Source organism: Streptomyces sp. NPDC002730 (assembly GCF_042888805.1).
Classification (GTDB): Bacteria; Actinomycetota; Actinomycetes; order Streptomycetales; family Streptomycetaceae; genus Streptomyces.
In genome coordinates, this window is sequence record NZ_JBIAQG010000019.1 from 46,199 (window position 1) to 63,330 (window position 17,132).

Here is a 17,132-nt window from a genome sequence, read left to right on the forward strand (position 1 = left end):
GTCGGGCTCGGGCCGTGTCATGGGCACGTGCGGTGGTCCGATCTTCGGTACGGGCCAGTAACTAGTCAACAGCCCGGCCGACCGGTGATTGGATGGAGTCATGACTCCCGCTGACGAAATCCTGGACATCGTCGATGAGAACGACGAGGTGATCGGCCAGGCCCCGCGCGGCGAGGCGTACACCCGCGGGATGCGCCACCGTTGCGCGTTCATCCTCGTCAGGGACGCGGAGGGCCGGATCTTCGTCCACCGCCGCACGCCGACGAAGCTGGTCTTCCCATCGCTGTACGACATGTTCGTGGGCGGGGTCGTCGGCGCGGGCGAGAGCTACGACGAGGCGGCGCTGCGCGAGGCCGAGGAGGAGCTCGGGGTCTCCGGACTCCCCAGGCCCGTACCGCTGTTCAAGTTCCTGTACGAGAACGGCGAGCGGACCTGGTGGTCGGCCGTGTACGAGGTCCGCTGCGAGCTGCCGGTGCACCCACAGGCCGAGGAGATCGCCTGGCACGACTTCCTGCCGGAGGAGGAGCTGGAACGGCGGCTCACGGAGTGGGAGTGGACGCCGGACGGTCTCGCGGCGTACGAACGGCTGCGGGAGTCAGGTACGCAGCCCTCCTGACAGGGCGTCGGCGAGATCCCCGGCCTGGTCAGAGGTGATGCCCAGCGCCAGGGGAAGCGCCCGGGGGCTGTGGTCGCTGCCGCAGACCGGGATCGGACTGCCGTCCCGTACGACCCAACTCGGCAGCTGCCAGAAGGAGTTGTCGAGGATCTTGCCCGCGACGTCCTGCGCGTGCTCCTGAGGTATGCCGCAGTCCGTCAGCGCCTGGGCGACGACCGCCGCGGCGTCGTGCGGCATGTCGATGTCGCGCAGCATGGGCAACAGCATCAGAAACCGCTCGGCGGGATCGGCGAGGCCTTCCACGCCATCCGGCACAGCGGCGGCGATGGCGGTCAGTTCGTGCCAGGACAGCCCGGGTCCGCTGTCATGACCGTCCATCTGACCCAGGTGTCCGAGCCGCCCCCACTCGGGGTGGCGGACGAAGTAATCGATACCGCTGTCCTGGGGGAAGTTGCGGTGCGCGACGACGGCGGTGTGCCCGCCGCCGAGGGGGACGCGGAAGACCGGCCAGTGTTCTTCGTCGGCGAGCTGCTCGTACAGCGCGTCCACATCGGCAGTGTCGGCGCCGAAGCGTTCTCGTACGGCTTCCCGCTCCTCGTGCCACGAGCACAGATGGAGGAACCAGAAGGCCGGACCGGTCACCAGCTCCTCGGCCGCCACCAGCTCGAATTCCTGCTCGTACTCGGGGATGTGCACCTGGTCGCCCATGCCGCCGCACGGTAGCCGGGGCCACTGACAACCCCGCAGGTAGGGTGCGGCATGTGAGCGAAATCGGACGGAGCCTGCGGCTGTGGTTCGCGCCCCAGCGGGTGCGGGAGGAGGGCGAGACTCCCGACTACCGGTTCTCGCTCGCCAATGAGCGGACCTTTCTCGCCTGGCTGCGTACGGCGCTCGCACTGATCGGCGGCGGGTTCGCGGTCGATCAGTTTCTGCCGGACCTGGCCTGGGGAATGCGCGCGGGGATGGCGCTCGGGCTGCTGGGCGCCGGGGTGCTGTGTGCGCTGCGCGCCGTGAATCACTGGGTGCGGTGCGAGCGGGCGATGCGGCGGGGCGAGGATCTGCCCGTTTCGCGGTTCCCGACCGTCCTGAGCATGGTGATCGCCGTCGTCGCGGTGGCGATGGTGGTGGTTGTGCTCTTCGGCTGGGAGGGCGGGCGTTGACCGCCGAGCCCGAGCGGGGTCCGGGGCTGCAGCCCGAGCGGGATCCGGGGCTGCAGCCCGAGCGAACCCGGCTGGCGTGGCGCAGGACCACCCTGGCGTTCACCGTGGCGGCCGTGCTCGCTGCCCGGCAGGTGGCCGGCGGCGATCTGAGCACGGCCGGGTTCGTGGCGGTGGCCTGCAGTGCGCTGGTGTGGCTGGGTTTTCTGCGGGTGGCCCACCGGCGGGTGCACGCGCTGGGCGCCGGGCCCAGACCGCAGGTGCTGTCGGACCGGGCCGCGCTGGCCGCTGTGGCCTGCACGATCGCCCTGGCCGGTTTCGCGGTCGCGATGATCGTCTGAGTTCAGGCGTCCCAGTCGACGGTGACGACGACCTTTCCGCGGGTGCGGCCCTCCGCGTTCAGCGCATGGGCCTCGGCCGTCTGCTCCAGCGGGAAGGTCCGGTCCACATGGACGGTGATCACACCCTGCTCGGCGAGCTCCGCCAACGCCGTCAGGTCCGCGGCGTCCGGCCGGACCCACCAGTAGTGGCCGCCGAGGCTGAGGACCTCGCGGTCCGCGATCGAGGCGACGCGGCCCTGGGGGGCGAGCACCTCGGCCGAGACCCTGAGCGCGTCCCCGCCGACCGTGTCGAAGGCCGCGTCGACGCCGTCGGGGGCCAGGTCGCGCACCCGGTCGGCGAGCCCTTCCCCGTACTCCACCGGCTCCGCGCCCAACTCGCGCAGATGGTCGTGGTTGCGCTCGCTCGCCGTGCCGATGACGCGCGCGCCGGCGTGCTTGGCGAGCTGTACGGCGAGCGAGCCGACGCCGCCCGCGGCCGCGTGCACCAGGACCGTGTCCCCACTGCCCACCTCGAGCGCGCGGTTGAGCACCTGGTAGGCGGTGAGGCCGGCCAGCGGCAGCCCGGCGGCCTGTTCGAAGCTCAGGTTCAGCGGCTTGCGGGCGAGGGTGCGGACTGGAGCGGCGACGTACTCGGCGAAGGTGCCGCGGCACAGGAAGTCCTCGCGTACGTATCCCATCACCTCGTCGCCGACGGCGAACTCCGTTGCAGCGATGCCCGGTTGGACGACCACACCCGAGACGTCCCAGCCCGGCACGACCGGGAAGACCGCTTGGAACATCGCCTCGAGATAGCCCTCGCGGGCCTTCCAGTCGACCGGGTTGACCGCTGCCGCGCGCACCTTGACCAGGATGGAGTCGGGACCGACCGTGGGGTCGGGGCGCTCCCCGTACTCCAGGACCTCCGGGCCGCCGTAGTGGCTGTAGCTGATCGCCTTCATGATCCGACCCTCAGGTGTGGTCAGCGCTCGCGCAAGCCGGGTCCTCCAGTACGAGCACCCCGGGCAGCACGCGCACCCCGGGCAGTGCGAGCACCCCGGGCCGGACGGCGCGTGCGCCTGCGCGGTGTGCGGTGTGCGCGGTCATCCTGTATTCCCGGGCGCGGCACGGGGCCGGGAATACAGGATGACCAGAGTCTCCACGGCTAGCCTGGTGATCGACAGAACGCCACGAATCACATCAAAGGTGAGCGTCATGCCCGTTCTCCACCACGAACATCCCCCGCACGAGCACACACACGGTCCGGCCTGCGGACATACCGAGGTTCCGCACGGCGATCACGTCGACTACGCGCACGACGGCCACCTCCACAGGGCGCACTCCGGGCACTGGGACGAGTGCGAGCCGGGCGAGCATGTCTCGCACAGCGGTCATGCGCACGATCACGGCCCGGGCTGCGGGCACCCAGCCGTGGAGCACGGTGACCATGTGGACTACGTCCACGACGGACACCGGCACGCCCAGCACGACGGACACTGGGACGACCACTGAGCACCGCCGGCTCCCGCCTTCCCCCGCGCCATGCCCAACTGGCAGTCTGTTACCGACCAGTTCGGCCTTGACTCGGGGGAGTTCAGTTGTCCGCAACGGATCCGTACACCGTCCAGCTCGCGCCGGGAGTGCACGCCTATGTCCAGCCGGACGGCGGCTGGTGCCTGAACAACGCGGGGTTCGTCAGCGACGGGGAGTCGACCCTCCTCATCGACACCGCCGCCACCGAACGGCGGGCGCGAGCACTGCGTGACGCGGTCCTGGCGAGCGGCGTCCCGCTGCCCCGCACCATCGTCAACACGCACCACCACGGCGATCACACCTACGGCAACACGGTCTTCACTCCGAGGGCCGTGGTGATCGGGCACGACCTGTGCCGCAGCGAGCAGCTCGCGGCAGGCCATCAGCTCCATCTGCTGTGGCCGCGGACCGACTTCGGCGACATCACGATCACCGCCCCCACCGTGACGTACAACGACCGGCTCACCGTCCATGTCGGTGACATCGAGGTGCGGCTGATCCACCCCGGCGGCGTCGCGCACACCCTCGGCGACACGGTCGTGCATCTGCCGCGGCAAGGGGTGGTCTTCACCGGGGACCTGATCTTCCAGGGCGGCACGCCCTTCATCCCGGTGGGCTCGCTGAGCGGGTCCCTGCGGGCACTGGACCTGCTGCGCTCGCTCGATGCGACGACGGTGGTCCCCGGCCACGGTCCGGTCACCGACCCGTCGGCCTACGACGCGACGGAGCGCTATCTGCGGTATGTCGCCGAGCTGGCCCAGGAGGGGCACGCCAAGGGGCGCACTCCGCTGGAGACGGCGCGCGGGGCGGATCTCGGGGTCTTCGCGGAGCTGCGCGAGAGCGAGCGGCTGGTGGCGAATCTGCACCGGGCGTACGCGGAGCTGGACGGGGAGCCGGAGGGCTCGCCGCTGGATCCAGTTCTCGTGTTCGGCGATATGGCGGCGATGAACGGCGGCGTACCGGTGGCCTGCCACGCCTGAGCGGTACCCGTACCGCTGTCTGCCCGAGAGCGACCTTGTTCCCCTATGTGACCGATATGCATCAATGTGACGGTCGGGCATGTGATCCAGCCCCAGGTTCTGCTGCGCACTGGACTACATACCGACTGGTCGGTCATCATGAACGCGATCCGTTCTTATGCGCCCCCGGAGGTGCCAACCATGAGCTCAGTCCCCCCGCCAGGCCTCGATCCCGAGCAGCTGCGCGGTTACCTCGACCGCGAGCGGCCGGGTCTGGTGAGCGGACCGCTCAGCGCCCGGCTGATTCAGGGCGGCCGCTCCAATCTCACGTACTCCGTCACCGACGGCACCGGTCGCTGGGTCGTCCGCCGGCCCCCGCTCGGGCACGTACTGGCCACCGCGCACGACATGAAGCGCGAGCACCGGGTGATCAGCGCGCTGTACCCGACCGCCGTACCGGTGCCCGAGCCGGTGCTGCTGTGCGAGGACGATTCGGTGATCGGATCGCCGTTCTACGTCATGGAGTTCGTGGACGGCACTCCGTACCGCACGGCCGAGGAGCTGGCCCTGCTCGGCCCCGAGCGCACCAGGGACGCGGTCCTCGGCCTGGTCGACACCCTCGTGGAACTGCACGCCGTGGATCCCGAGTCGGTGGGTCTCGGCGACTTCGGGCGACCCGAGGGCTTCCTCGACCGGCAGCTGCGCCGCTGGGGCAAGCAGCTGGACGCCTCCCGCAACCGCGAGCTGGCCGGCATCGACGAGCTGCACGCCGCGCTCGGCCGCGCCCTGCCCGATTCACCCGCGGCCACCGTCATCCACGGCGACTACCGGCTGGACAACGTCCTGGTCGGCCCGGACGACCGGATCAAGGCGATCCTCGACTGGGAGATGTCGACCCTCGGCGATCCGCTGACCGACCTCGGGCTGCTGGTGATGTACAGCGTCGAGCTGGAGCTGCCCGACTCCCCCGTCAGCACCACCGCGGGCGCGGCGGGCCACCCGGACGCGGCCGAGCTGATCGAGCGGTACGCCGCCCGCTCCGGCCGCGACACCTCCGCCATCTCCTGGTACACGGCCTTCGCCTGGTTCAAGCTCGCCGTGATCCTCGAGGGCATCCACTACCGCTACACCCTCGGCCAGACCGTCGGCGCCGGCTTCGACCGGATCGGCGATCTCGTGCCCCTCTTCATCCAGCACGGCCTCACCACCCTGCAGGAAGGCTGAGTACCCCATGGACTTCGCATTCGACGCGCGCACCGAGGAACTGCGGGCCAAGCTGCTCGCCTTCATGGACGAGCACGTCTACCCGGCCGAGGCGATCGAGCACGAGCAGCGCGCCCAGCTGGCTTCGCCGTGGGACACCCCGGCGATCTTTGATGAGCTCAAGGCCGAGGCGCGCAAGCAGGGTCTGTGGAATCTCTTCCTGCCCGACGCGGAGCACGGTGCGGGACTGACCAATCTGCAGTACGCGCCGCTCGCCGAAATCACCGGCCGCAGCCCGCACTTGGCCCCGACCGCGCTGAACTGTGCCGCCCCCGACACCGGGAACATGGAGGTGCTCGCGCAGTTCGGCAACGAGCAGCAGAAGAAGCAGTGGCTGGAGCCGCTGCTGACCGCGGAGATCCGGTCCGCGTTCGCCATGACCGAGCCCGAGGTGGCCTCGTCCGACGCGACGAACATCCAGACGCGGATCGACCGCGACGGCGACGACTACGTCATCAACGGCCGCAAGTGGTACATCTCCGGGGCGATGAACCCCGACTGCAAGATCTTCATCGTGATGGGCAAGACCGACCCGGACAGCGCCGACATCCGCCGCCAGCAGTCGATGATCCTCGTGCCGCGCGACACCCCGGGCCTGGAGGTCCGGCGCGCCATGCAGGTGTACGGCTACGAGGACCACGCGCACGGCGGCCATGCCGAGGTCGTCTTCGACAACGTACGGGTGCCCGCCTCGAATCTGATCGGCGAGGAGGGTGGCGGCTTCGCCATCGCCCAGGCGCGCCTCGGTCCGGGCCGTATCCACCACTGCATGCGGCTGATCGGCATGGCCGAGCGGGCCATCGAGCTGATGTGCAAGCGGGCCGTGTCCCGTACGGCCTTCGGCAAGCCGATCGCCCAGCAGGGTGTCGTACAGAACTGGATCGCGGACGCCCGGGTCTCCGTCGAGCAGCTGCGGCTGCTGGTCCTGAAGACCGCCTGGCTGATGGACACGGTCGGCAACCGCGGGGCGCACGCCGAGATCCAGGCGATCAAGATCGCGACCCCGCGGGCGGTCGTCGACATCCTCGACAAGGCGGTGCAGGTGCACGGCGCGGGCGGGGTGAGCCAGGACTTCCCGCTCGCGGAACTGTGGGCGGCGGCGCGGACGTTGAAGCTGGCGGACGGGCCGGACGAGGTGCACCAGCGCTCGCTGGCGCGGCGGGAGCTGAAGCAGTACCTCTAGCTTGGCCGGGGGCTTTTCCCACCCGGCCCCCTCCCGAACCAATCGCCGGCGGGGCTCCAAAGGAGCGCCGCCGGCGATTGAGGTGCGGGGTCCGGGGCGGAGCCCCGGGTTTCGGCTACGGGCGCAGCGCGCGCAGCAGCATGTCCGCGAGGTGGTCGGCGACCTGCTGCGGAGTGAGCGGACCGTCCGGGCTGTACCAGGTGGACAGATGGTGGACCGAGCCGAAGTGGTAGTCCACCACCAGGTCGGCGGGTGTGGCCGAGGAGAACACCCCGCTCTGCTGGCCCTCCTCGACCAGCGCGCGGAACCGCTCGTGGTAGCGGCGGCGCTCGGCGCGCACCTGCTTGTGCTTCTCCGGGCTCAGATGGTGCATGGACCGGAAGAAGATCGCCGCGTCGTCGAGGTTGTCGATCGTCGTCACGACCACATCGGCCGCGGCACCGCGCAGCCGCTGCTCCACCGGCTCGTCGGCGTCCGCGAAGGCGTCGAGCCGCTCCTGCTGGATCCGGAGCACCCGCGCATAGACCTCCTGGAGCAGGTCTTCCTTGGAGCCGAAGTAGTGGTAGAGCGCGCCCTTGGTGACGCCGGCCGCCTCGACGATCTCCTGCACGGAGGTGCGGTCGTAGCCGCGTTCGGCGAAGAGCCGGGTGGCGGCAGCCAGCAGCCTCTGCGGGACAGGGGTGCCGTCCCTGTCCGTCGTCCTGGCCATTGCCGCCACCCGCCTCTCACTCGGTACCACTGAGTAACTTACCTGGGGAAACGCAGTTCCCGCCGGAGGATCTTCCCACTCGTCGTTTTCGGCAGTTCCGGCAGGATCTCAACCACGCGCGGGTACTTGTACGCGGCCAGCCGCTCCGCGCAGTAGGCGGAGAGCTCCGCCGTTTCCGCACTGGCCCCCGGGCGCAGGCTGATGTAAGCCTTGACCGTTTCCCCACGGTAGTCGTCGGGGACGCCGACCACGGCCGCCTCGCGCACCGCCGGGTGGGTGTAGAGGACGTCCTCGACCTCACGCGGCCAGACCTTGAAGCCGGAGGCGTTGATCATGTCCTTCTTGCGGTCGACGACATAGAGCCAGCCGTCCGCGTCCATGAAGCCGATGTCTCCGGTGCGCAGCTCGCCGTCCGGGAACGTCTCGGCGGTGGCCTCCGGCAGCCTCCAGTAGCCGGGCACGACCTGGGGGCCGCTGACCGCGATCTCGCCCTGCTCGCCGAAGGGCACCTCCTCGCCCTTCTCGTCGATGATCCGCACGATTGTGTCCGGTCCCGGCAGGCCGACGGAGAGGGTGCCGGAGGCCGGGTCGACCGGGGCCTCCTTCTCCGGCGGCACGGAGGCGCAGGGCGCGGTGCACTCGGTGAGGCCGTAGCCGTTGCGGATGTACGGGCCGAAGCCGGCGCGGAACTTCTCGATCAGCGCGGGCGGTACCGGGGCCCCGCCCGAGGAGATCACCCGGAAGGAGTCGAAGTGCTCGCGGGTGGCGGTGGGTTGCGCGGCGAGCGCCATGAAGGCCGTGGAGGGGCCGACGGTGTAGGCGGGGCGGTGCTCGGCGAAGGCGTCGAGGACGACGCCTGCCTCGAAGCGGTAGGCGAGAGCCAGGGTTCCGGCGTTGGCGATACAGGTGGCGAGCTCGCAGACCATGCCGGTGATGTGGAACAGGGGCGCGAGCGCGAAGTAACAGGCGCCCTCGGGCACGGGGTGACCGGTGCGCTGGCGCTCGGCGTTGTGGGTGATGCCCCCGTGGAGGTTCATGGCGCCCTTGGGGGTGCCACTGGTGCCCGAGGTATAGCTGATCAACGCCACGTCGGCGGCGGCGAGTTCACGGTCCACCGGGGCAGCGTGCCCGGCGCGGGCCACGCTCACCAGGTCGTCGGCGTCGTCCGCGTGCGGCAGCCGCTCGAAGCCGAGGACGCGGGCGTCGTTCCTGGTCTGCAGATCGAGTTCGCAGGCGGTGAGCGCGATACGTACGGACGAGGCGGCGGCGCTCTCGCGCAGATATGTCTCCCAGGCGCGGTCCGAGCAGATCAGCGCGGTGACCTCGGCGTCGCTCAGTACGTGCGACACCTCGGCCGACTTGTACATCGGGTTGAGCGGGACGACGGTGGCGCCGGCCTTCCATGCGCCCAGCAGCGCGATCACGAAGTGCGGAGTGTTCTGCAGCATGATCGCGACGCGGTCGCCGCGCTGGATGCCGCGCTCGGCGAGATGGCCCGCGACGGAGTCGGAGAGCGCGTCGGTCTCGCGGTAGCTGAGGCGCCCGTCGAAGTAGGCGAGGGCGGTGTGCTCGGGGGCCCGGTCGACGGCGGCGCGGAAGGAGTGCACGACGGTCGCCGGCGGGGTGATGTCGGCGCGCTGGGCGTCAGTGAGCTGGGAGAGCCACGGCTTGGCGGCGTAGATCGAGGTCACTTCGCCGACCCTTCCCACTTCTGCTGGATGTGGTTCATACCGTTGAGCCAGCGTTCGGGCGTGGCGGCGCGGGCCTGGTAGTACTCGGCGACCTCGGGGTGCGGCAGGATCAGGAAGCGGTCGGCCTCCATGCCCTCGAAGAGCGCGTCGGCGACGTCCTCGGGCTCGATCGCGGTCGGCGCGAGGACGAGCTCGCCCGCCGACCCGGCCGCCGTCAGCATGTCCGTACGCACGCCCTGGGGGCAGATCGCATGGACCTTGATGCCGCGGTGGCGGTAGGTGAGCGAGAGCCACTCGGCGAAGGCGTACGCGCCGTGCTTCGTGACGCTGTACGGGGCCGCGCCGACCATGGTGAGCAGCCCGGCGGCGGAGACGGTGGAGACGAAGCGGCCGCTGCCGCGCTCAAGCCAGTCGGGCAGCAGGATGCGGGCCGCGCGGACATGCGCCATGAGATTGACGTCCCAGGCAGCCGCCCAGACCTCTTCGTCGGCGAAGGCGTCGCCGGGCGAGGCGAGGCCGGCGTTGGCGCAGTACACGTCCACGGTGCCGTCCAGCGCGTCGCGGGCCGCTTCCACGATCTCGGAGGCGTCTCCGGGTACCGCGGTCGCGCCGATCTCGTCGGCGATCGCCTTGGTCCTTGTGGCATCGAGGTCGTTGACCACGACGCGGGCGCCCTCCGCCGCGAACCGGCGGGCGAGTGCGGCGCCAATGCCGCCGCCCGCTCCTGTGACCACAACCCCAGCGCCCTGCACCGTACCCATCAAGCTCCGCCTCTCTGCGTGCCGACTACGACAGCAGACTAACCAGTCGGTATGTAGCGAGGGAAGGGGCTGGGCACAACGGTGCAGCCGGAGGACGGGAAAGGCCGGATGCGCGAACCTGGAGCCGGGGTCGTTCCCCGCGGCCGGTGCGCGCGCTAGCGTGCGTGGCCATGACAGACGGCGGTCACGGAGGTAGCCCGATGAGCCTGTCCAGACGAGGCTTGCTGGCCGCGGGCGGCGCGGTGGGCGCGCTGGCGGCGACATCCGGTTGTGCCGAGGCGCGGTCCGGAGCAACCGTCGAGCAGTCCGGTGCGTCGGTCGCGCGGTCCGGCCACGGCAGCCGGGTCCGTACCGGTTTCGACCGGCTGGCCGCCGACGGTTACGCGCAGCTGTCCGGACAGCGGGTCGGGGTGGTCACCAACCCCACCGGGATCACCGAGGACGTACGCCACATCGTGGATGTCATGCACGCCGACGAACGGGTGAACATTGTCGCCGTCTTCGGTCCCGAACACGGCTTCCGCGGTACGGCGCAGGCGGGCGGTTCCGAGGGCCGCTACGACGACCCGGCGACCGGGCTGCCCGTCTACGACACATTCGGCAAGAGCGGGCAGCCGCTCGCCGACATCTTCACCGCTTCGGGCGCGGAGACGCTCGTCTTCGACATCCAGGACGCCGGCGCCCGTTTCTACACGTACATCTGGACGCTCTACGACTGCATGCAGGCGGCGGCGCTGGCGGGCAAGCGCTTCGTGGTGCTCGACCGGCCGAACCCGGTGACGGGCCGGGCCGCCCTCGGTCCCGTGCTCGACAAGGCCTTCGCGACCTTCGTGGGCCGCGAGCCGATCTCGCAGGCGCACGGCATGACCGTGACCGAGCTGGCGGGGCTGTTCAACGGTGAGTTCCTGACAGAGCCGGTGGAGCTGGAGACGGTACGGATGTCGGGCTGGCGGCGCTCGGACTTCTTCGACGGGACGGGCCTGCCGTGGGTGCCGCCGAGCCCCAATATGCCGACGCCGGACACCGCGCTCGTCTACTCGGGGACCTGCCTCTTCGAGGGCACGAATTTGTCGGAGGGGCGCGGGACGACACGGCCGTTCGAGCTGCTGGGCGCCGAGGGCATCGACCGCAAGTGGGCGGAGGCCGCGAACGCGCTGGGGCTGCCCGGCGTCCGCTTCCGCGAGGCGTACTTCGCTCCGACGTTCTCCAAGTTCCAGGGCAAGACGATCGGCGGGGTCCAACTCCACGTCCACGACCGGAAGTCGTACGACCCGGTCCGCACAGGGATCGCGCTGCTGGTGACGGCCAAGCGGACCTGGAGCGGTTTCGCCTGGCGCCCGGACAACTGGATCGACAAGCTGACGGGCTCGGCGAAGGTACGCACGATGATCGACGCGGGCGCCGGGACGGACGAGGTGGTCGGGGCGTGGCGGGGCGAGCTGGCCGCGTTCCGGGCGGTACGGAAGAGGTATCTGCGGTACTGACGGGGCCGGCCCCGCCGTACGACCGGCTCCGACCGACCCTGACCGTCTTCGACCGACCGCGGCCGACATATGTAGCGGGTATGGCCGTCCCTCCCTTCCCGCAGGATGCTGTGTCATCAGGTGACAAAAACGGGGAGGGCCGGTCATGCCGGATATGAGTGTGGAGCCGTATCGGGAAATCACCTTCGACAAGGACGGCGATGTCGATGCCCGGCAACGCGACCGGCTGGCGGAGCTGGATGTCACCGATCTGGTGATGTTCGCGCACGGCTGGAACAACTCGCCATCCATTGCCGCCCAGTTGTACTCGGCCTTCTTCGCGCCGTTTCCGGGGCTGCTGGCGGCCTCTCCCGGTGTACGGCTCGGCTACGCGGGTGTCGTGTGGCCGTCGATGAAGTTCACGGACGAGCCGGTCCCCGACTTCAGTCCGTCCGTCTTCGGCCCGCCGACGGAACCCGGGCTGGACAAGGCGACGCAGGACGCCCTGGTCGAGCTGTTCCCCGGACACCGGGCGACGGTGGAACGGCTGGCCCGGCTCCTCGACGAGCGGCCCGAGTCGGAGGCCGCGTTCGCGGAGTTCGGCGTGCTGGCACGGCAGTTGGCCGAAGTGCCGGCCGGCGGTCTCGAGTCCGGCTTCACGGACGATCTGCCGCAGGCGGAGCAGGGCCCGCCGGCTGTGCTGTACGAGGACGCGCTCACGATGTGCCGGAAGTTCACCCTGGCGCTTGAGGAGACCGGCGCCGTGACGGAGAAGCCCGCCGTTCAGTCCTTCTCGCTCGGCGGCGGACTGAAGAAGGCATGGAAGGGCGCGAAGGAGCTGCTGCGGCAGACGACGTACTACGCGATGAAGCGGCGCGCCGGGACGGTCGGCGAGCTGGGCCTCGGCCCGCTGCTCGGGCAGCTGGCCCGGTCCTCCCCCGAGGTGCGCATCCACCTGGTCGGACACAGCCAGGGGGCACGGCTGGTCTCCTTCGCGCTGCGCGGACTGCCCGACGGCGTACAGAACGTGAAATCGCTGACGCTCCTTCAGGGAGCCTTCTCGCACTATGCGTTCGCGCCGAGCCTGCCGCACTCGACGCACAGCGGCGGGGCTCTGCGCAGTATGGAGCACCGGGTCGACGGTCCTGTGGTCGCCTGCTATTCACGGCACGACATCGCGCTCGGGGTGATCTATCCGCTGGCGTCGAGCCTGGCCGGGGACGACGCCAGCGCGGTCGGGCTGGACAAGCGGTGGTGGGCGATGGGACACGACGGCATACAGGCCGTCGGGCAGACCTCGCGGCTGACGCTGGAGCAGGCGCTGCGCGACGGGATTCCGGGCTCGGGCTGCGTCAGTGTGGACACGGCGTCGGTGGTGCGGCGCGGCGGGCCGCCGGCGGGTGCGCACAGCGACATCTGTCATGAGGAGCTGGCGCGGGTGGTGGTTGCCGCCGGCCGCATCGGGCGCTGAGTCTCCTCAACGCCCGTGCGACACACGGAAGTTTCCTCGCCCGGTCGGCACCGACCGACCGCCATCGGTGAGCGTCACGACGAGTGGTCACCGGTGAATCGTCACCGATGCGTGGTCGCCGATGCGTGGTCACCGGTGTGACGGGAACTCCACGACCTGCTGATACGTCGGCCGGTTCTGCCAGTTGACCGCCGGGTGGGTGATGCCGCCCAGCGCACGGTGGATGATCGAGTCCGTGCACCACTGGTTGCCCGCACCGCAGCTGCCGTCGCCGGGGTAGACCTCGGTCGCGGGCTTGGCCGTGGCCTGCTTCAGCGTGGCGAGGAGTGCGTCACGGCAGGCGGCGAGGTCACCGTTGCCGCAGTACGTCTTCGCCAGCGGGCCCTGGACCGGCTCGCCCAGTACCTGACGCAGATCCTTGTCGGCGAAGGCCCACCAGCCGTACTGAAAGGCGGAGCCGCTGTGCGCGCCGGTCGCGCCGTGGCTGGCCGCCGGGGACTCGTCGATCGCGAGGTTCCCGGCCAGAGCCTGGTAGAGACCGTCGCCGAGCCCCGGTTTGAACTCGGCCTCGATCAGCAGCGGCCACCAGGCGTCCATGATGCGCACCGCGTCGGCATGGGTGTAGCTGTGCGAGCCGGGCGCGGACTCCCTGCGCTGCGAGCCTGCCGCCCGCCAGGTCTCCAACTTCTGGACAGCCGCATCCAGTTGGGGGTCGGTCACGGGCTGGGAGCGCAGCACCTTCAACAGCTCGGGCAGCAGCTGCTCGCCGCGCAGATCGGCGACGGCCGCGTCCGCCATCGCCCGGGTGAGCGAGGCGCGGGTCACTCCGCCGTCCGCGACGAGTGTCGCCACCCGGTCGTCGAGCAGATCGCCACGGTGCACGGCGCCGAAGCCGAAGGCCGCGGTGGCGTATCCCTTGGCCTGCCGGTTGTTCCAGGAGATGTAGTAGTCCTGGCCGATGGACTGGGGGTGCTGGGCGAAGGGCGTGTACGAGGCGGTGTTGACCGCCGGGTCGAAGCCCTGCCACTCGTACGACTGCTCCGCCTTGACCGGCAGCGCCGGGTCGACGTCGGCCGCCCGCACCGGGTTCATACCGCTGTTGAAATAGGCGGCGGTGCGCGAGTCGGCGTAGAACCAGTTGAAGGCGTAGTCGATGTTGTGGGCAGCCTGCTGGAAGGACTTGGCGTCCGTCACGTACGACGGGTCGTTGAGCATCTGGAAGCCGATGATCGAGTCGGCCTCGTGGCGGTAGGTGGTGCGCAGCGAGGTGTACGCGACGGGCTTGCCGCCCACCGTGGCGCGATGGGTGACCATGCCGTACTTGGTGCGCCAGACCTGCATCCGGTAGGAGCCGGCGGCGGTGGGGTCGGCCACCGTCGGCTTCCACGCGTTGCGACGCTCCAGTTTCTCCATGGGGGTGCAGACGCCTCGGTAGAGGTAGTGGTCGGCATCCTTGCCCGGGGTGCCGCCGCCCGGTACGCACAGCTCGATCGCATAGGTGTCGGTGATGTCCTGGGCGGCGGAGGTGGCGGACCAGGCGTAGTCCTGGCCGCGGCCCATCTGGACGTACATGCCGACGCCGGCGAAAGAGACCCCGCGAGCGGAGATGCCGGGGCCCTGGAGCTCCTGGAGCATCATCAGCTGTGGCGCGAAATAGCCGGTTTGCGGGCCGAAGACGGCGATCGGGTTGCCGCTCGCGGTGTTCCTGCCGGAGACGACGAGCGCATTGGACATCCCGCGCCCACCGCCGATCGAGCCGGGCGCGATGACTCCGTCGTCGTACATGCCCTGTGCGGGCCTGAGTCTCTTCGGGACCCGCAGCGGGGACTTGGCATCGGTGCCCGCGGCGCCGGTTCTGTCATGGACGAGCTGCTCGGGGACGACGGATCCGGTGTCGGGCAGTGCGGTGCCGCGCGGGTTCGCGGGCTTGTTGGCGTACGGGAAACTGGTGCCGTCGTGGACGGTGAGCACGGCCTCGGGGTCCTCGCGCTGCCGGAAGGACTCCCAGACCCTGGTGCCTTCCACCAGGCCGTACTTCTGCTGGGCGGCGAGCAGGGAGAGAGCGGCCTGCACCTCGCCGCCGCCTCCGCCGCCGAACTGGCCGCCGACCACCGAGGCGATGGAGATCAGGTCGGTGAGCTTGAAGGGCTGGATCTCACCGACGTTGGTGATCGAGTCGATATGGCCGGTCAGGACGTACTCGCCGGGGAAGTACCGTCCGTTCTTGGACTGCACCCGGTAGGCGTTGATGCCGTCGACATACGCCTGGGCGTCAGCCATGGCCTGCTCGCCACGGGCGCCCTCGGTGGTGCGGATCCGTTCGATCTGCGCCTCGTAGTCGGCCTCGGTGTACGGGGCGGAGGGCCAGAACTGCTGCTCCAGGCCCTGGTTGGCGAGTGCACCGCCGGCGAACGGGGTGAGTTCGCCGCGGCCGATGTGCCGGAAGAGGTCCATCATCCACAGCCGGTCCTGGCCGGCGGCGAATCCGGCGCCGAACTCGGTGCCGTAGCGGGTGGTGCCCTTGATGTGCGGGACGCCGGTCTTCTTGTCGCGGGTGATCGTGACGTCGGGGCGGGGGGCGCTGACGGACTCGGCCTGGCCTGCGGGGACACCGAAGGAGGAGTCGTTGAAGAAGTCGGTGAGCTTGGCGTCGGTGAGTCCGCCGTAACCGCCCACCAGGGAGTCGTAGCGGCCGAGTTGGTCGGAGCTGTGGGCGGGGCGGGTACCGAAGACGCGGTGGGCGAGGATATCGGCGAGGGTGGCGTTGCCGTTCTCGCCGGGCGGCAGGATGTCGGCGCACTGGCTCTGGCAGCGGTCGCCGTCGGCGGATGCGGTGGGGGCCGCGGCTTCGGCCGCGGCCTGCGGCAGCGGGGCCGACAGCCCCGCGGCGAGCGCGAACACGGCGGCAGTGGTGGCAGTTCTGAGTCTTCCGGTGCGTCGTCGCATGGATGCTCCTCAGGGAGGCCGATGCGCCGGAGGTTACCGACGGTATGACTCACGAGTAAGGTGAACATGCGTCACCTTTTCCGAATCGCCGCAAGGCGAGGCGCTGTCCCGCTGATGGCCGCCATCGAATTTTCGATGGAGCCGGATCGGGTACTCGTACGTCCACTCTTTGACGCCGATGTACCAGCGACGGAGGTGGCAGTGCGATGGCCGGTTTCCGGAGTCTCGCGAGACAGGTGCGCGACCCACGGTGTGATCTGGCGCTTCGGCGCTATTCACTGCGCAAGTGCCTGGAGCGGTTTGCCCCTTATGGGCACCGGGCGACCTGGGATCATCTGTGCGGGAAGCACAGAATCGAGCCCGAGGACAGGGCTCCCGATCCGGCGCGGCTGGTGGCCGCGCTCGAGGAGTTGGAGGAGGCGCGGGCCGTCTGGCTCGCGTACGAGGAGAGTTTCGCCGACCGTCGGAAGCGCGAGAAGCACGACGGGCTGCGGCGGCCCGGATTCATCGACGACTGGCACCGCCGGACCTGGGGCGGGAACGGGGTCGCGCGCTGCGACATCCCGGCCGCCCATCCGGCGGCGCCGCTCGGTGAGGTACTGCGCCGGCTGATATCCGCGCTGGAGACCGATCCCGGTGCGGCCTGTCCGGTGTGCGAGGGAACGAACATCATTTGGCGGCAGGACCTTGCCCATGAACCGTGGTTCGGGCCGGTCTGCACGGGCTGCGGCATCGTCGTGCCGCAGCCCGTTCTGACGTCCGAGGCCGTGGCGGCGGCCAAGAGGGCCGGGCGCAGGGAACTGGCGTCGGTGGCATGAGGAAGGCGGGGGCGCCACGGCGGCGTTGCGCCCCCGCGTTGCCGGCCCGGGGACGGTGGCGTTGTCAGTGGCGACTGGCACCATCGAGGGCATGATCCAGGTCTGTCTGAACGGGCCCGTTCGGCCGGTGACGGCGTCGCCGTGCCGCTGCCCCCGGGCGAGGGCCGCAGCCGCGGCTGTCGCGGCCGGCGCCGCCGCTGTGCGTGTGCAACCCGAGGCGCCGTGCCGGGGACGAGGCTGGACCA

Annotated in this window: 17 protein-coding genes; 10 read left to right on the plus strand and 7 right to left on the minus strand. The window is 70.2% G+C overall.

What is annotated here, in order from left to right; genetic code table 11:
* The first annotated feature begins 100 nt into the window (after positions 1–100).
* Positions 101–616 (plus strand): NUDIX hydrolase, encoded by a 516-nt coding sequence (locus tag ACFYXH_RS37455; RefSeq protein ID WP_389572960.1) that lies wholly within the window; start codon positions 101–103, stop codon positions 614–616.
* Here the strand turns inward: ACFYXH_RS37455 and ACFYXH_RS37460 are convergent.
* Positions 596–1,324, minus strand: coding sequence for a hypothetical protein (locus ACFYXH_RS37460; RefSeq protein ID WP_389572962.1), 729 nt, complete (start codon positions 1,322–1,324; stop codon positions 596–598). The two genes, ACFYXH_RS37455 and ACFYXH_RS37460, sit on opposite strands and share 21 nt — an antisense overlap.
* A 53-nt stretch (positions 1,325–1,377) precedes the next feature.
* Between ACFYXH_RS37460 and ACFYXH_RS37465 the strand changes: the two genes are divergently transcribed.
* Together ACFYXH_RS37465 and ACFYXH_RS37470 are read left to right on the plus strand one after the other, a co-directional pair.
* Positions 1,378–1,776: a DUF202 domain-containing protein gene (locus ACFYXH_RS37465; protein WP_327322485.1), complete on the plus strand. Its 399-nt coding sequence runs from the start codon at positions 1,378–1,380 to the stop codon at positions 1,774–1,776.
* The gene (locus ACFYXH_RS37470) at positions 1,773–2,114 is read left to right on the plus strand and encodes a DUF202 domain-containing protein (RefSeq protein WP_389572966.1); all 342 of its coding nucleotides are present in this window, start codon (positions 1,773–1,775) and stop codon (positions 2,112–2,114) included. The genes ACFYXH_RS37465 and ACFYXH_RS37470 overlap by 4 nt, the downstream gene beginning before the upstream one ends.
* 2 nt (positions 2,115–2,116) lie before the next feature.
* Here ACFYXH_RS37470 and ACFYXH_RS37475 read toward each other — a convergent pair whose 3' ends face one another.
* Positions 2,117–3,052, minus strand: a complete 936-nt coding sequence (locus tag ACFYXH_RS37475) for an NADP-dependent oxidoreductase (protein WP_389572969.1) — start codon at positions 3,050–3,052, stop codon at positions 2,117–2,119.
* Positions 3,053–3,062: 10 nt separating this feature from the next.
* The gene (locus ACFYXH_RS37480; RefSeq protein WP_389572972.1) at positions 3,063–3,197 is read right to left on the minus strand and encodes a hypothetical protein; all 135 of its coding nucleotides are present in this window, start codon (positions 3,195–3,197) and stop codon (positions 3,063–3,065) included.
* 108 nt (positions 3,198–3,305) lie between these two features.
* On the opposite strand from ACFYXH_RS37480, the gene ACFYXH_RS37485 reads away from it, so the two are divergent.
* From ACFYXH_RS37485 to ACFYXH_RS37500, 4 genes are all read left to right on the plus strand, one after another.
* Positions 3,306–3,602, plus strand: coding sequence for a hypothetical protein (locus tag ACFYXH_RS37485; RefSeq protein WP_389572974.1), 297 nt, complete (start codon positions 3,306–3,308; stop codon positions 3,600–3,602).
* Positions 3,603–3,688: 86 nt separating this feature from the next.
* Complete coding sequence (locus ACFYXH_RS37490; protein WP_389572977.1) at positions 3,689–4,603, plus strand: MBL fold metallo-hydrolase; 915 nt, start codon at positions 3,689–3,691, stop codon at positions 4,601–4,603.
* A gap of 180 nt (positions 4,604–4,783) precedes the next feature.
* Positions 4,784–5,806: a phosphotransferase family protein gene (locus ACFYXH_RS37495; protein WP_389572980.1), complete on the plus strand. Its 1,023-nt coding sequence runs from the start codon at positions 4,784–4,786 to the stop codon at positions 5,804–5,806.
* Between the two features lie 7 nt (positions 5,807–5,813).
* Positions 5,814–7,028, plus strand: coding sequence for an acyl-CoA dehydrogenase family protein (locus tag ACFYXH_RS37500; RefSeq protein WP_389572982.1), 1,215 nt, complete (start codon positions 5,814–5,816; stop codon positions 7,026–7,028).
* A gap of 115 nt (positions 7,029–7,143) precedes the next feature.
* Here ACFYXH_RS37500 and ACFYXH_RS37505 read toward each other — a convergent pair whose 3' ends face one another.
* Genes ACFYXH_RS37505 through ACFYXH_RS37515 form a run of 3 tightly spaced genes read right to left on the minus strand, consistent with a single transcriptional unit; the run spans position 7,144 to position 10,189 of the window.
* Entirely contained in the window at positions 7,144–7,737 is a 594-nt protein-coding gene (locus tag ACFYXH_RS37505; protein WP_327322492.1) for a TetR/AcrR family transcriptional regulator, read from the minus strand.
* A 38-nt stretch (positions 7,738–7,775) separates the two neighbouring features.
* Positions 7,776–9,428 (minus strand): AMP-binding protein, encoded by a 1,653-nt coding sequence (locus tag ACFYXH_RS37510; protein WP_389572985.1) that lies wholly within the window; start codon positions 9,426–9,428, stop codon positions 7,776–7,778.
* Entirely contained in the window at positions 9,425–10,189 is a 765-nt protein-coding gene (locus ACFYXH_RS37515) for an SDR family oxidoreductase (protein ID WP_389572987.1), read from the minus strand. Before ACFYXH_RS37515 ends, ACFYXH_RS37510 begins: the two co-directional genes overlap by 4 nt.
* A 200-nt stretch (positions 10,190–10,389) precedes the next feature.
* On the opposite strand from ACFYXH_RS37515, the gene ACFYXH_RS37520 reads away from it, so the two are divergent.
* Together ACFYXH_RS37520 and ACFYXH_RS37525 are read left to right on the plus strand one after the other, a co-directional pair.
* Complete coding sequence (locus tag ACFYXH_RS37520) at positions 10,390–11,673, plus strand: exo-beta-N-acetylmuramidase NamZ domain-containing protein (protein WP_389572989.1); 1,284 nt, start codon at positions 10,390–10,392, stop codon at positions 11,671–11,673.
* A 154-nt stretch (positions 11,674–11,827) separates the two neighbouring features.
* A complete protein-coding gene (locus tag ACFYXH_RS37525; protein ID WP_389573091.1) occupies positions 11,828–13,123 on the plus strand; it encodes a serine-threonine protein kinase in 1,296 nt (431 codons plus the stop codon).
* A gap of 129 nt (positions 13,124–13,252) precedes the next feature.
* Here ACFYXH_RS37525 and ACFYXH_RS37530 read toward each other — a convergent pair whose 3' ends face one another.
* Entirely contained in the window at positions 13,253–16,069 is a 2,817-nt protein-coding gene (locus ACFYXH_RS37530) for a penicillin acylase family protein (RefSeq protein ID WP_389572990.1), read from the minus strand.
* 206 nt (positions 16,070–16,275) lie between these two features.
* Here ACFYXH_RS37530 and ACFYXH_RS37535 point away from each other — a divergent pair, with 206 nt between their 5' ends.
* The gene (locus tag ACFYXH_RS37535) at positions 16,276–16,887 is read left to right on the plus strand and encodes a hypothetical protein (RefSeq protein WP_389572992.1); all 612 of its coding nucleotides are present in this window, start codon (positions 16,276–16,278) and stop codon (positions 16,885–16,887) included.
* Positions 16,888–17,132 lie beyond the last annotated feature (245 nt).

Coding starts and splice junctions, on each gene's coding strand:
- ACFYXH_RS37475 (WP_389572969.1), bottom strand. CDS start 3,052: ATGAAGGCGATCAGCTACAGCCACTACGGCGGCCCGGAGGTCCTGGAG.
- ACFYXH_RS37535 (WP_389572992.1), top strand. CDS start 16,276: ATGGCCGGTTTCCGGAGTCTCGCGAGACAGGTGCGCGACCCACGGTGT.
- ACFYXH_RS37480 (WP_389572972.1), bottom strand. CDS start 3,197: ATGACCGCGCACACCGCACACCGCGCAGGCGCACGCGCCGTCCGGCCC.
- ACFYXH_RS37525 (WP_389573091.1), top strand. CDS start 11,828: ATGAGTGTGGAGCCGTATCGGGAAATCACCTTCGACAAGGACGGCGAT.
- ACFYXH_RS37455 (WP_389572960.1), top strand. CDS start 101: ATGACTCCCGCTGACGAAATCCTGGACATCGTCGATGAGAACGACGAG.
- ACFYXH_RS37495 (WP_389572980.1), top strand. CDS start 4,784: ATGAGCTCAGTCCCCCCGCCAGGCCTCGATCCCGAGCAGCTGCGCGGT.
- ACFYXH_RS37520 (WP_389572989.1), top strand. CDS start 10,390: ATGAGCCTGTCCAGACGAGGCTTGCTGGCCGCGGGCGGCGCGGTGGGC.
- ACFYXH_RS37530 (WP_389572990.1), bottom strand. CDS start 16,069: ATGCGACGACGCACCGGAAGACTCAGAACTGCCACCACTGCCGCCGTG.
- ACFYXH_RS37460 (WP_389572962.1), bottom strand. CDS start 1,324: ATGGGCGACCAGGTGCACATCCCCGAGTACGAGCAGGAATTCGAGCTG.
- ACFYXH_RS37500 (WP_389572982.1), top strand. CDS start 5,814: ATGGACTTCGCATTCGACGCGCGCACCGAGGAACTGCGGGCCAAGCTG.
- ACFYXH_RS37485 (WP_389572974.1), top strand. CDS start 3,306: ATGCCCGTTCTCCACCACGAACATCCCCCGCACGAGCACACACACGGT.
- ACFYXH_RS37515 (WP_389572987.1), bottom strand. CDS start 10,189: ATGGGTACGGTGCAGGGCGCTGGGGTTGTGGTCACAGGAGCGGGCGGC.
- ACFYXH_RS37505 (WP_327322492.1), bottom strand. CDS start 7,737: ATGGCCAGGACGACGGACAGGGACGGCACCCCTGTCCCGCAGAGGCTG.